9 protein-coding genes are annotated in these 14,282 nt (G+C 52.9%); 7 read left to right on the top strand and 2 right to left on the bottom strand.

Annotation, left to right across the window (positions count from 1 at the left end; genetic code table 11):
- The first annotated feature begins 12 nt into the window (after positions 1-12).
- Entirely contained in the window at positions 13-1,335 is a 1,323-nt protein-coding gene (locus tag JOD55_RS03415; RefSeq protein ID WP_204398675.1) for a M18 family aminopeptidase, read from the top strand.
- Complete coding sequence (locus JOD55_RS03420) at positions 1,328-3,040, top strand: AMP-binding protein (protein ID WP_204398677.1); 1,713 nt, start codon at positions 1,328-1,330, stop codon at positions 3,038-3,040. Before JOD55_RS03415 ends, JOD55_RS03420 begins: the two co-directional genes overlap by 8 nt.
- A 157-nt stretch (positions 3,041-3,197) precedes the next feature.
- Here the strand turns inward: JOD55_RS03420 and lipA are convergent, their stop codons facing one another.
- Complete coding sequence (gene lipA / locus JOD55_RS03425; protein WP_204398679.1) at positions 3,198-4,220, bottom strand: lipoyl synthase; 1,023 nt, start codon at positions 4,218-4,220, stop codon at positions 3,198-3,200.
- A 73-nt stretch (positions 4,221-4,293) separates the two neighbouring features.
- Complete coding sequence (gene lipB, locus JOD55_RS03430) at positions 4,294-5,079, bottom strand: lipoyl(octanoyl) transferase LipB (RefSeq protein WP_204398681.1); 786 nt, start codon at positions 5,077-5,079, stop codon at positions 4,294-4,296.
- Between the two features lie 206 nt (positions 5,080-5,285).
- Between lipB and JOD55_RS03435 the strand changes: the two genes are divergently transcribed.
- The 5 genes from JOD55_RS03435 to JOD55_RS09230 all read left to right on the top strand — a co-directional run bounded on the left by JOD55_RS03435 (position 5,286) and on the right by JOD55_RS09230 (position 14,282).
- Positions 5,286-6,296 carry an ABC transporter permease gene (locus JOD55_RS03435; RefSeq protein WP_204398687.1) on the top strand — a complete coding sequence of 337 codons (1,011 nt, stop codon included), beginning with the start codon at positions 5,286-5,288 and terminating at the stop codon, positions 6,294-6,296.
- Complete coding sequence (locus JOD55_RS03440) at positions 6,296-7,336, top strand: ABC transporter permease (RefSeq protein WP_239538953.1); 1,041 nt, start codon at positions 6,296-6,298, stop codon at positions 7,334-7,336. Before JOD55_RS03435 ends, JOD55_RS03440 begins: the two co-directional genes overlap by 1 nt.
- Entirely contained in the window at positions 7,333-9,462 is a 2,130-nt protein-coding gene (locus JOD55_RS03445) for an ABC transporter ATP-binding protein (protein ID WP_204398688.1), read from the top strand. Before JOD55_RS03440 ends, JOD55_RS03445 begins: the two co-directional genes overlap by 4 nt.
- Before the next feature lie 243 nt (positions 9,463-9,705).
- Positions 9,706-11,415: an ABC transporter family substrate-binding protein gene (locus tag JOD55_RS03450; protein ID WP_204398690.1), complete on the top strand. Its 1,710-nt coding sequence runs from the start codon at positions 9,706-9,708 to the stop codon at positions 11,413-11,415.
- A gap of 593 nt (positions 11,416-12,008) precedes the next feature.
- On the top strand, positions 12,009-14,282 hold the full coding sequence (locus tag JOD55_RS09230; protein WP_204398692.1) for an ABC transporter transmembrane domain-containing protein: 2,274 nt from the start codon (positions 12,009-12,011) through the stop codon (positions 14,280-14,282).

A 14,282-nucleotide genomic window follows, 5' to 3' on the forward strand; every position in this document is an offset into this window, starting at 1 on the left:
TACACTGGACGTATGGCGCATTATGAGACCGGCATCGACGACCACATTTCCGATAGCCAACAAGCAGCAGATTCTTTTATTTCGAAGTACGCAGATTTTATTGTGAAATCACCGTCGTCCTATCACGCAGTTGAAGAATCCGCGCAGCTGTTGGCCGTGGCTGGCTACGTTCAGCAAGACGAACATGAAACGTGGCAGTGCCACCAGCGTGGATTCGTGCGACGATCCGGAGCCATTCTCGCTTGGCGACTTCCGCGAAAAGTAACCCCCGACGTCGGATTCCGTATCGTAGGTTCGCACACCGATTCGCCGTCGTTTAAGGTCAAACCGAATCCTGACTCTTTCCAGCACGGTTTTTCGCAGGTCAACGTGGAAGTATATGGGGGACCGCTCCTCAATTCGTGGTTGAATCGCGATCTTGGCCTGGCAGGGCAAGTGGCCACAATCGACGGTGAAGTTCACCTCGTCAAAACTCCGCCTTTAATGGTGATTCCGCAGCTAGCCCCGCATCTTGATCGCTCTGTGAACACCCATCTAGAACTTTCGGCGCAGCGTGATTATCATCCGATCTGGGCGATTGGTGAAAACTCGATGTTTGAGCAGGTTGCGGCATGTGCCGATCTCGATGCGGAGCGTATCGCAGGCATGGATCTCTATGCTTACGACGCCGCGGCCCCAGCTATCTACGGAGGCCAAGGTAGCGATTTCTTCGCGGCAGGGCGCCAGGATAACCTCAGTTCCGTTTATGCCTCGTTGCAGGCTTTTCTTGCCACGGATGACTCTGAGTGTGACGACGTGCAAATAATGGTGGCGTTTGACCATGAAGAAGTTGGGTCAACGACGTTCACGGGCGCTTGTGGGCCATTTTTGGAAGCGATGTTGCGTCGTCTTCATGCAGGTTTGGACGCGCCGGTGGCACAAGGCGAAGAGGGATTCCAGCGAATGCTTGCCAATTCTTCGTGTATTTCTGCTGATGCGGGTCACTCAATTAACCCTAATAAACCAGAAAAACACGACCCAGACCATCATCCGGTGCTGGGCAGTGGCCCTTTACTGAAAATCAATGGCAATCAGCGTTATGCAACTGAAGCCGAGGGCAAGGCGCTCTGGCTGCGTGCCTGCGATTATGCAGGTGTGGCTTGCCAAGAATTTGTGTCAAACAACGATGTGCCATGCGGTACGACGATTGGTCCGCTCACGACACAGCGCTTGGGAATAATTACGGTTGACGTGGGAATTCCGTTGCTGTCTATGCATTCAGTTCGAGAAATTTCTTCTCCAACCGATTTGATCGACCTCTCACGCGTTCTAGAAGGATACTTCCACGGTGCCTAACCGAGCATTTTACAATCCAGCACACAGCTTAGACCGTGCTGCTCAAGCACACCCGAATCGCATATCTATTCACTATAGCGAACAAAACTATACGGTTGCGCAGGCGGCATTTTATACGCGCCAACTGGCCCAGTTTTTGTTAGAGCACGGGGTTAATGAGGGCGATCGCGTGTGCCTCATTGCGCGAAATTCGCCATATCACCTGCTACTTCACGTAGCTTGTGCGCGAATTGGCGCGGTGTTTGTGCCCATATCGTATCGGCTTTCGCGCCCTGAGTTAGCACAATTACTCGCTATCGCCGCGCCGGTGATGGTTGTTGCTGATCCAGAAACCGCTGCTGGCGGCGTCTTTGATGATGTGCTCGCGGAATTGGATGAAGGTGTGGGTGCAGGTGCGTTTGCTGGTGTGGGTTCGTGTGAAAGCACGGGTTCGTATGAGGGCGCGCATGCAGGTGTAAGCACAGGTCTGAAATATATCGTTATCGACGACGATCCCCACGCTCCGCTACCAGCTACAGATGTGGGCGTCGTCGTTGCGCATGGATACCAGCCGATCACGGACGCAAAACGCTGCGACGGCGAATTCGTCACCACCGGCGTCGTGAAAGAAACCGACACAGCGCTCAATGTGATTCGATACTACGAGGGCTTGGGGGCTATCCTTTTTACCTCGGGTTCTACCGGAAAACCGAAGCCGGTTGGGCTTACGCATGAGAATTTATGGTGGGGGTCGCGCAATTTTCGAGAGGGATTTGAGTATTCAAATCTGGATGTTGAGCTTGTGGTGGCGCCGCTAACCCATATCGGCGGCTTCAATGGCACAACTATCGATCTGTTCAGCCACGGCGGCACGGTGGTGGTTGTGCGGGAATTCGACCCTGCTGAGGTGCTGTATCGGCTTGAAAAGCATCACGTGGCGATGATGTTTGGCGTGCCGACGATCTATGCCGCATTGATGAACCACCCGCATTTTGCAGAAACAGATTTGAGTGCTTTCCGCTTGCCGCTTATTGGGGGAGCGGTGAGTTCACCAGCGCTTTTGTTGCGCATGCAGGAGGCTGGTTTGCCGGCTCTCAACGTGTGGGGAATGACCGAAACGTCGGCTTCGGGTTGTTGCTTATCGGCGGAGCATCTTGGTAGCGCAGCGGGATCGATTGGCCGACCTTTTGCGCATGTAGAAGCGCGAATCGTCAATCCTGAAACAGGCGAGGATTGTGCCGCTGGCGAAGTGGGCGAGCTCATTTTGCGCGGCCCGAACGTGGTTGAGGAATATTGGCACGATGATGAGGCCACTGCGGCAGGAATTCGCAATGGTTGGCTACACACCGGTGATCTCGTGAGCTGCGATAATGATGGGCTTTTATGGGTGAAAGGCCGGCTCCATCACCTCATTAACACAGGTGGAGAGAAAGTTTCTCCAGAAGAAGTGATGGCCGTGGTAGGAGCGCATGAAGCGATCTCAGATTGCGCTGTGGTGGGTGTGCCTGATCCCGTCTGGGGTGAGGCGATTGCTGCGGCAGTAATTGTTAAACAGGGAATGGACGCTCCGAGCTTGCAGCAAATTCAAGAGTTCGCTGCTCAGAAGCTCGCCCGATACAAGCTTCCCAAATATGTTGTGGCGATGGAGGTTTTCCCTACCACTGCAAATGGGAAAGTGGATCGCGAAAAACTCGTTGAGGCATTGAAATCGGCGGGGGCTGTCTGATTCTTGCGTGCCGGAGCCTGTGTTTAAGGACGGAGACGGCGCCTAGGTACGACGTCGGCGCCTGTGCGTACGCATGGAGGAGGTGCGTGACACCTGCGCCTGTGCGTAAGCACCGGAACTAGGGCAAACCCCGAACTCAGGGCGAGAACTTAAAAGCTTATTGAAGCCGTGCCAGCACCGAGCTAGCCTCTTGGCGTGGGGTGGCCTCATCATTGCCGATTGCGCGCAAATTAGCTGGGATTTCCCAACCTTTAGCGCGCATTGCCCGCGCCCACAAAGTACCCGAACGGTATGAGGAGCGCACCAGCGGACCAGCCATAATTCCAGCAAAGCCCATTTCGTATCCAGCCTTGCTCAGCTCCACGAATTCTTGAGGTTTGACCCAACGGTCAATTGGGTGATGCACTGGCGAGGGCCGCAAATACTGTGTGATCGTAAGAATATCGCAGCCAGCATCGCGCAGATCTTGCATAGTTTCTAAGACTTCGTCGTGCGTTTCGCCCATACCCAAGATCAGATTCGACTTCGTAATCAAGCCGCTCTCCGATGCGAATGTGATGAGATCAAGTGAGCGCTCGTAACGGAAAGCCGGACGAATCTTCTTGAAAATGCGTGGCACAGTCTCGAGGTTGTGTGCCAGCACTTCCGGGCGAGAATCGAAAACTTGCTTGAGGGCAGGAGCGCCCCCACGCATATCGTCGATGAGCAGCTCAACGCCGGTATTAGGGCTAGTTTCATGAATCAGACGGCACGTTTCGGCGTAAAGCCAGGCTGCACCGTCTTCGAGATCGTCGCGCGTCACGCCAGTGATCGTGGTGTAGTTCAGATCCATTTCGCGCACTTTTTCGGCTACCCGTCGCGGTTCGTCGCGGTCGTAGCTCTCTGGACGCCCAGTTTTGATAAAACAGAAATCGCAGCGACGGGTGCAAATATCTCCGCCGATCAGGAACGATGCTTCGCGGTCTTCCCAACATTCGTAAATATTGGGGCAGTTCGCCTCTTCACACACGGTGTGGAGCGAGGCGCCATGAACGCGTTCGCGCATGTCGTTGTACTCTTTGCCGACTGTGGCCGTTGTTTTGATCCAGCTGGGTTTTTGCTCGATTGGGGTCTCCATATTGCGCGCTTCTACCCGCAAGAGCTTGCGTCCCTCTGGATTAACTCTCGATGGAGTCCCCATTATTTCTCCTTTGAATCAACTGAGTTCAACGATTTTATTAACTTCTTGAGGTCTAAACTGCGGCCGTTGGCATTCAAGCACTGGTATTAGTGCCTTTAGTCCCGACTTGTGTCCATGGTACTCCTGTTTTTGGAGGTAAAGCTGAAGAATCCGCACAATTGTGAGCTTCACGAATATATGTTTGTGGATCAAGTTGTGGGAAATCGGCGTCACTCGATTCGTGGTGGCGTAGCAATAATGGCTCATAAGCTTTAGCGAGGTGAGGAATGAGCCTGGTAGCGACATCGTCGAGCGAAACTTCGATCCCTCGCTCACGCAACGTTGCCACGCCGGCATCGTTCAAACCGCAGGGAATGACGCGCATGAAGCGTTCCAGGTCAGTGCACACATTGAGAGCTAATCCGTGCAGGCTCGTATCGTGGGCGAATTTGATTCCGATTGCGCACAGCTTTTTGTCCTGTTCGCCCTCGTTGAGGATCCAGACGCCGGAGCGCCCCTCGACCTGCTGGGTCGCGAGATCGTATTCACGCATGGCGTCGATGACGGCGGCTTCTGTGTTGCGCACGAAGGTCACGACGTCTTTTGGTGGAGCTACTTTGACGATGGGGTAGATTACGAGCTGTCCGGGGCCGTGGTACGTCACCGAACCACCTCTGTCCATTGTGATTACCGGCACATTTGTGTCTGGAATATCCTCGGGTTTGGTCTTGCGGCCAGCTGTGTATACGTCTCGAGATTCCCAAATAATAAACGTGTCGGGAGCTTCCAGCGCGCTCACTTGCGCGTGGATTTTGCGTTGAATATGGTCAACAAGCATGTAGTCCAAGGGGCCATAGCCCAATAAATTGAGAATATGCACAATTTAACCCTAGTTGTCTCGTCGCAGCGAATCGAATTGTGAGCTGTGAATCGTGCTGCATAAGGGCTTGAAATGATATATGGACGAAATGGCATTAAGGTAAGGAAAGGTTATAGACTTCCTAACCAGACCATAAAGTACTGGTGATTTTAATTGGTGGGTACTTGTAATTCCGCTAGTAAACACCGAAGAAGAGGATGCCTCGCATGTTTAAATTCTTGTTGAGGAGACTGCTGAACTATGCAGTCTTATTGATTGTGGCGGTCACAATCGCTTACATCTTGGCTGGAACGCAGCTTGATCCGCGCACCATGACCATTGAATCGGAGCTGACGTCCAAAGCGAACGTCAATCCTGAAGCGGTGATTGCCGCGGTTGATACGCGTTTGTACCAGTGGAATATCAATCCACAGACGCCGGTTTTGGAGCGTTTCGTCGAATGGAACCGTCTCGTTTTCACTGAGTGGAACTGGGGTTATTCGCCTAAGGGTGCGCCAGTCAATGAAGAAATTGGCAATCGTATTTTTGTAAGCTTGCAGCTTGTGGTGTTGGGCTTCCTCATTGGTATTTTTGGTGGCGTGGCACTCGGTGCCTGGTCTGCTGTGCATCAGTACTCAAAGCGTGATCGCGTCCTCACAATTTTCTCAATGCTTATTGTTTCCACGCCAGTGATGGTTTATGCAGTATTCCTGCAGATTGCAGCAACTTGGGCGAATCAGAAGATGGGGGTGCAATTCTTCGAATTTATTGGCCCCACCGCTGCGGTGCCGCCAGAGGGCACATTTGCGCAGATTGTTGATCGGGCGCAGCACTTGCTCTTGCCAACTATCTCGATGTCGCTCGGTGGCCTAGCTACCTACTCGCGTTACCAGCGAAATCTGATGCTCGACACCCTCGGGCAGGACTACGTTCGTACTGCGCGTGCTAAAGGTCTGCGCTTTGGAAAAGCGATTCGCCGCCATGCGCTGCGCACCTCCCTTATTCCTATCACCACCTATTTTGCTTTCGGTATCGCTACCCTGATTCTCGGCGGTGCTATCACTGAGCAGGTCTTTGGCTGGCAAGGAATGGGTATTTACGGTGTACAGACGATCCGTTCTATGGATATCAACGGAACGGTAGCCGTCGTCGCCTTCTCGGGCGCGGCGACGCTCACAGGTGCGTTCCTGTCCGATCTCTTTATTGCTGCTGTTGATCCACGAGTGAGGGTGGGCTAATGACTACGAATGATCCAATATCGAAAGAGCCACTGGCTAATTCTCCGATCTCGCATGGTCCGAGTGCTCCAGTAGCAGCGGAAACACCAGTCCACTCCTCGATGGTTACAGACGAAGAGCGCCGCGAAGTGCTCGAGTTGCTCGCAGAGGAAGTTAAAGCGCAGCAAGTTGGCAAGCGCCTGTCTCGTTCGCAGCTTATTTTCCGTCGATTCGTGCGCAATAAGACGGCGGTTGTGGGCGTCGTCGGCATTATTTTCGTACTTTTCCTCGCGATTTTCGGGCACTTCCTCACTCCGTGGGACTTCCTCGAACGCGACCGTACCCACTATCTGATGCCGCCCGATGGCGAGCATTGGTTTGGCACCAATAAGCAGGGACGAGACATGTTTGCGATGACCGTTGAAGGCATGCGCAAGTCTTTGCTGATCGGTTTCGCTGTTGCCGCATTGCAGACGACGGTCGCCGCGATTATCGGTTCAGCCGCCGCTTACTTTGGTGGTCTGTTTGACCGTATCGCGACGTGGATCATCGACCTTATGCTTGTGATTCCAGCGTTCTTGATCCTGGCAGTTGTTTCCCAGAACATCGGTGGCGAAGATTCGTCGGTATTCTGGTTAATTATCCTCATTGCCGGTTTTGGCTGGATGCTTACGGCACGTGTTGTGCGTGCGTTGACGATGTCGGTCAAGAGCCTTGATTACGTCAATGCTGCTAAATATATGTCGGTACCCTCGCGGGTTGTGATTGCCCGCCACATCATCCCCAATATTTCTTCGCTGTTGATCATCGACTTCACCTTGGGTGTAGCGGCCGCCGTGCTCTCTGAGACCTCGCTGTCATACTTCGGCTTTGGAATTAAAGATCCACAAGTTTCGCTCGGTTCGTTGATCGGTCAAGGGCAGGCTGCGGCATTGACGCATCCGTGGATGTTCGTATCGCCCGCTATCGTGCTGGTCATAATGCTCGTTTCAGTGAACTTTATTGGCGACGGCCTACGTGATGCAATTGATCCAACCTCAAAGTCGGGAGGCAAAGCATGAGCAAGAAGAATACTCCTGTTTTTGAATCGGATGATCTACCAACTGCGCGCCCGGGCGTGCCAGTTGTTGAGGTTACTGACCTACACGTGCGGTTCCCCTCAGAAGACGGCATTGTGCATGCGGTTCGCGGCGTGAATTTCACCGTGAACGCAGGTGAGGTGCTCGGCGTCGTGGGCGAATCTGGTTCAGGAAAGTCCGTGACCTCGCTTGCGATTATGGGTCTGCTGGATTCCAGCGCCAAACTTGAAGGTTCGGTGAAGCTGCACGGCCAGGAAATGCTGGGTCGCTCTGATGTGTACCTCTCTAAGGTGCGCGGCAAGACGGTTGGAATGGTGTTCCAAGATCCGCTTTCTGCTCTGACGCCGGTTTACACGATTGGCGATCAGATCGTTGAAGCACTCCAGATCCACCAAGATATTTCTGATGAGGATGCCCGCAAGCGCGCAATTGAGCTGCTAGAGATCGTGGGTATTCCAAATCCAGAGATCCGCGTTAAAGCTTTCCCGCATGAGTTCTCCGGTGGTATGCGCCAGCGTGCGATGATTGCCATGGCAATCGCGAATAATCCAGATTTGATTATTGCTGATGAGCCTACCACCGCTCTCGACGTCACGATTCAAGCGCAAATCTTGGATGTGCTCCGTAAGGCGCAGAAAGAAACGGGCGCCGCCGTCATCATGATTACGCACGATTTGGGCGTAGTTGCGGGACTCGCGGATAAAGTTATGGTGATGTACGCCGGTCGTGTGGTGGAAAGTGGCCACGTGGACGAGATCTTCTACCACTCGGCTATGCCGTATACGATTGGCCTGCTCGGTTCGTTGCCACGCCTCGACGCGCGCAAAGAATTCCAGCTCGCTGCGGTGGAGGGCAATCCGCCGTCGATGCTTTTTGAGCCAACGGGTTGCCCATTTGCTCCACGCTGCCCGGTCGCTCGCAAAGAATGTATGAGTGGCGAGCCTGAGCTGCGTGAAGTCAAGAATAGCTACGACGTTTATCCGCATAAGGTTGCCTGTGTGCGGGCGGCTGAAATTCGCCATGAATCGCGCAAGTACACCGATATTTATCCGCTTCCGGCAGCTGCGGCGCCGGCGCTGTCCGAGATTCCGCGCGCAGAGCGCAAGGAAGTGCTGCGGGTTGAGAATTTGAAGAAGTACTTCCCGCTCATGAAAGGTGCAGTGTTCAAGCGTCGCGTGGGTACCGTGCATGCGGTAGACGGCGTTTCGTTCGACATTCGCCAAGGTGAGACGCTTGGTCTGGTGGGTGAGTCTGGTTCGGGTAAGACGACGACGCTCGTACAGGCGCTCGATCTGATCAAACCGCAAGATGGCAAGATTGTGGTGCTTGGTGAAGATACCAAGGATATGAGCAGGGCTGATCGCAAGCGTATCCGCAAGGATTTGCAGGTGGTTTTCCAAGATCCGATGGCTTCGCTCGATCCACGTATGCCGATTTTCGATATTATCGCTGAGCCTCTGAAATATAACGGCTATGCGAAAGCTGATATTGAAAAGCGCGTGGCTGAGCTGATGAAACTCGTTGGTTTGGAAGCTTCCCATGTGAACCGTTATCCGCGGAATTTCTCTGGTGGTCAGCGTCAGCGTATCGGTATCGCCCGTGCTCTTGCACTTGAGCCGAGTCTGTTGGTGCTTGATGAGCCGGTTTCTGCTTTGGACGTGTCGATTCAGGCAGGCGTGATTAACTTGCTTGACAATTTGCGTTCTCAGCTGGGGCTTTCTTATTTGTTCGTGGCTCACGATCTATCTGTGGTGCGTCATATTGCTGACCGTGTGGCAGTGATGTACCTGGGCAAGATTGTGGAGATTGGCGATGTGGATTCGGTATTTGAGCAGCCGCAACATCCTTATACGCAGGCTTTGCTTTCGGCTATTCCAATTCCGGATCCGGAGAAAGAGCGTTCGCGCAATCGCGTGATTCTCAAGGGAGATTTGCCTTCGCCGGCGAATCCGCCGTCGGGATGCCGCTTCGTAACGCGATGCCCAGTATATGAGATTTTGGGTGAAGTCGAGAAGCAGGTTTGTGCCGGTGCTCATCCGGATTATACGCAGGTTGCTCCGGATCATCAGGCGGCTTGTTACTATCCGCGTCCGTTGAATCTTTTCTAGGAAAATGGCGCTTTTGCTGGGCAGTTCGCTCGCTTGAGAGTGGGCGACGACGCCGGGTTTGGAACGTTGGGAGTGGGTTGAGATACTCACTCCCAACGTTATTTTTTCCTCGAAAAAATAGTAACGAAATGGTAACGCTCGGTTATGGGGTGTGCATAGTCGATGATTCTTCATTAATCTATTGGATAAGTTTGGTTTCCTTGTTGTTAATTGTGGAGCCACTCGTCCTGAAGGAGGACTTATATGCGATTGAAGAAAGCAAGTTTCGCACTGTTAGCTTCAGCAGCTCTCGTCTTGGGAGCATGTTCAAGTGCGGATTCTGGCAAGGGTGGAGCGGACTCGAAGTCGCTCCCAGGTACTGATGTGAACCGCGTAGACCGCGATAAACTCGCACAGGGCGGAAATCTCCGCCTCGCGATTTCCTCGATGCCAACGAACTACAACTACATGCAGTTCGATGGAACCACTAGCGATGTTTCGCGCCTGAACAATTTTATCGGCGTTGGAAACTGGATTTACGCTGAAGATGGCACGTTCAAAGAGAACAAGAACTATGTAGAGTCCTACAAGTTTGACGATAAGGAAGACGGTGCAGTAAAGCAGACCGTTACCCTCAAGCTCAATCCAAAGGCTAAGTGGAACTCGGGCCGCCCAATTGATTACACCGATTACATGGCTACCTGGGATGCATGTAACGACGATGCCGTTGATCCTGAAAAAGCTAACCCAGATGCACAGTTCCTCTGTGGATCTAATGATGGTTGGAAGGAAATCTCCAGCATCGAAAAGGGCAAGGATCAGTTTGAAGTTGTTGTTAAGTACAGCAAGAAGTACCCAGACTGGTCTGCTAACCTCTCCGGCGTTTACCCTGCTGAAGGTATGAAGGATGCCGCAACCTTCAACAAGGGCTGGACTGATCTTTCCAAGATCAACAACTACTACGCTGGTCCATTCAAGGTTGCCTCAGTTGATAACGCCAAGGGTGTTATTACTTTGTCCAAGAATGAGAACTGGTGGGGCGAAGCTCCACTTCTCGACACCGTTACGCTCTCTGCAATGGAAGTTAGCGCACAGGCAACTGCTTTTGCTAACAAAGAGCTCGACGTCGTGGACATGATCGTTGACGCTGAAACCTACGGCCTCGCCAAGGGACGTCAGGATGGCGATATTAAGATGTCGGCTTCGGTGCAGTGGCGTCACTTCACCGTGAATACCAAGACTGGTGTTCTTGCTGATAAGAAGATGCGTCAAGCAATCCAAAAGGGTATCAACACTGACGACATCATCGCTTCCGATCTCGCTGGTCTTCCAAGCGCCAAGATGGATATGAAGCTGGGCAACCACTTCTTCATGCCAAACCAGAAGGGTTACAAGGATAACTCGGTGAAGTATGATCCAGAGGCAGCAAAGAAAGAAATCGAAGATCTTGGTTACAAGTTCAATGAAACCACCAAGTACTACGAGAAGGACGGCAAGCCACTGAGCTTCAAGTACCTGCGTCTGCCAGAAACCCCGACCTCAGCTAACGAGGGCGCTTCGCTGCAGAGCCAGATGAAGGAAATCGGTGTGAAGGTTGATTTCGAGGACACCACCTCTAAGGAATTCTTCACCAAGATTGGCAAGGGTGAATTCGAGACTGTTGCATTCACCTGGCAAGGTACTCCATACCCAATGGCTAACATCGGCCAGATCTACGGTCCAAACTCGAAGATGAACTACTCCGGTTTGAACGATCCAAAGATCGCTGAGTACATCACGAAGGTCGCTTCGGAAACCGATGCAGAAAAGCGTATCGAACTGACCAACGAAGTAGATAAGATCATTTGGGATAACGTAATGACCATCCCGATCTACTACCGTGCAACCCTAACTGCAGTTCCAAAGAACCTTGCAAACTACGGTGCATCGGCATTCGAGACCTTCCTTCCAGAAAACATCGGTTACACCAAGTAATCTGAGTTTTCGGGTCGGTTATGCTGAGCAACGGCAATAACTGACGTGGAAGATAGCTCAAAGGTGTGGGTGGCAGTGGTGACGCTGCCACCCACACCTTTTCGTATGTGTTCGTATGTCGTTTGGGGATGATCGTGCGGGGCAGGTCTTGGGTTAGTGTCGTGCACGGCGGGCGCTAGTCAGGAGCCGGTTCTACTTGCTTAAATATTTGAGGAAGAATAAAAATCTTGATACCATCACCTTATGTTTTACCTACTATTTTCCTAACGAGCCTGAATAAGGCCGGCTGATGTTACAGCTGAGCGTGGCTGCTGCGCCGCTTGCGAGCATGATCGGTCAACCCAATTGCTGGTGAGTATGCGTACCAGTAAACTCTGTTGTTTAGCTCGTATTTCCAGCCAAAAACCGGTGTTCAACACTGCTGATATTCAACGTTGTTGATATTCAACACTGTGGATCATCTGCGAGTAACGGCTAATGAGTCGCTCGAGAGCGCCTTTGCATCACCAGGGAGCACTCAGCTCGATTTGCACACCGTTTAACTAACGCCATTTTCATTCATTGCATTTGTGTAGGTCTATAACTAGGTAATCATGGGTATTAAACGTCTTTTTTCAACCTCTTCTCGTTCTGCTTTCAAGATCACAGCACCGCTATCAAACGAGACCAGTGCTCCGGCTACGGGCGACTTTGCCGACCAAACGGCTAAAGCGCGTGTTCACCAGCTGCGCGTTGCTCGTACCCGAATCAATCAACGCGTATTTGAAGTTGGCCCTACACCGAAGAAATGGCCCGCATTTGCGAAGTTTCAGGATTTTGCACCTATCGACCCCGATCACGTGCTGCGTTCGATTGTCCGCGGAAATCGCGGCACGCTCGCCTTATCAATTATTGGCATGTCTGTGCTGTTTTTAGGAAGCGCGTTGACTCCGTGGGCTGTCGGTATTCTCCTGGATTCTGGCTTAGAGCGCGGTTTGACTACTGCAATAATTCCCGGTTTGCTTCTCACTGTTGGACTCATAATTGTGCGCTCCTGGGCAGCTGTATCAGATGCAATCAATTCCATGCTCTACTTTCGAGGTGCGATCGGCTCTTCACTGGTACAAGTTCAGCGCTATACCGGTATCCGCAGCGGAGGAAAACAACAGTTTTCCTCCGGAGAGATAGTTTCGGCAACCGAGGGTGACTCTCGAAAAGTCGGAATGTTCTTAAGCTCTCTATCTGCGGCTATCTCAGCATTTATTTCATTTGGAGTGGTCGTATTCCTCATGATCCGCACCAGTGTTCCGCTCGGATTACTGGTCGGAATAGGGCTGCCAATTTTGCTTGTGGGCATGAGCGTCTTGGTTCGTCCTTTGCAAAATCGCCTTAAAGACCAGCGAGAAGAGCGCAGTAAGCTGACGACGCTCGGTACCGATGCCGTCGTCGGCCTGCGTGTGCTGCGTGGTATGGGAGGCGAGGACGAGTACAACGCACGCTATGAACAGCAGTCTGTTGCTCTGCGAGAAGCGGGTATTCGGGCCGCGCTCGTGCAATCGATTCTTGGTGCGTTGAGCACTGCCATTCCTGCCATCTACACGGCGGTGGTGATCAGCATCGGACTGTGGTTCATCTACCACGGCAATCTCAGTCGCGGTGAGCTTGTGTCGTTTTTCGGATATATGGCGTTCCTTGGCGCGCCAGTTTCTACTGCTACGCAGCTAGTTCATGCAATTCCAGACGCCCGCGTGGGAGCCGAACGTATGGGAAGAATCCTCAAAATCGAGCCGCTTACCTCGGATGAGAACTGCGGGCGTGACGCCGAGCCAGGTAGTACTGAGTTAAGTGGCGTCGCACTGAGTAGTGCCGAGCAGAGCAGCGCAGCGCAACGCAACGCCGAGCAGAGTGGCGTCACGCAGCAAGACGCCGTGCCCACCGGCACTGCATTGAGTAGCGTCGCCCCGGGCAACAGTGCACCAACTAGCACCGCACCCCAAATTGACTGGAAGACGGTCGATTTACTAGAACCTGCATCTGGCACGCGCGTCATCGGTGGGCAATTCACAGTGCTTGTGGGCGCCGATCCTAATATGGCAGCTCAGATTGCTGAAAAGCTCGCGCGCGTGGACGACGATCAGCGCGCTTACGTCGTCGTCACAGCGAAAGATGTGGACGACCAGGCAACAGAAGACCAGGCAACGGAAGACGAGACAACAGAAAGCCAGGCAGCAACAGGGAAAACAGCGGAAGAGAAAACAATCGATCTGTGCACGATTGCACTGCGCACCGTGCGTCAAAATATCGTGCTCTCCCAAGCGATTGCGCAGCTCTTTCAGGGGAGGATTAGGTCGAACCTCGCTGGGGCGAATGCCGATGACCTGCTACCGCGCCCAATAGCGGTGCAAATGGCCGATACGGGCGACGGAATGGGCGTTGCCCAGCGCGAGCACACGATCAACCTCAATATGCCCAGCAGTGAGGCGATGCGTAGCGCATTATTTGTGGCGGACGCGCTTGACATCATCGAATCAGACGAGGGGCTTGATGCGCGCCTTTCCGAACGCGGCCGCAATCTCTCGGGAGGTCAGCGGCAGCGCCTGGCTTTGGCGCGCGCTGTGCTAACCAATGCGCCGATTCTGGTGCTGGTAGAACCCACATCGGCAGTAGATTCGCATACGGAAGCGCGGATTGCGCAGCGTTTGCAGGCACAACGACTCAACCAGACCACCGTCGTCGTGAGCAGTTCGCCGATCATGTTGAATCAGGCCGATCGAGTGGTTTTCATCGGCCACGATGGCACCGTGGCAGCTGCCGGCACGCATGAAGAACTATTGAAGAACGAGCACTATTATCAGGTAGTGCATCGCGCCGCGGGCGAAGAGGAGTGA

Source organism: Arcanobacterium pluranimalium, assembly GCF_016907845.1.
GTDB classification, from domain to species: Bacteria; Actinomycetota; Actinomycetes; order Actinomycetales; family Actinomycetaceae; genus Arcanobacterium_A; species Arcanobacterium_A pluranimalium.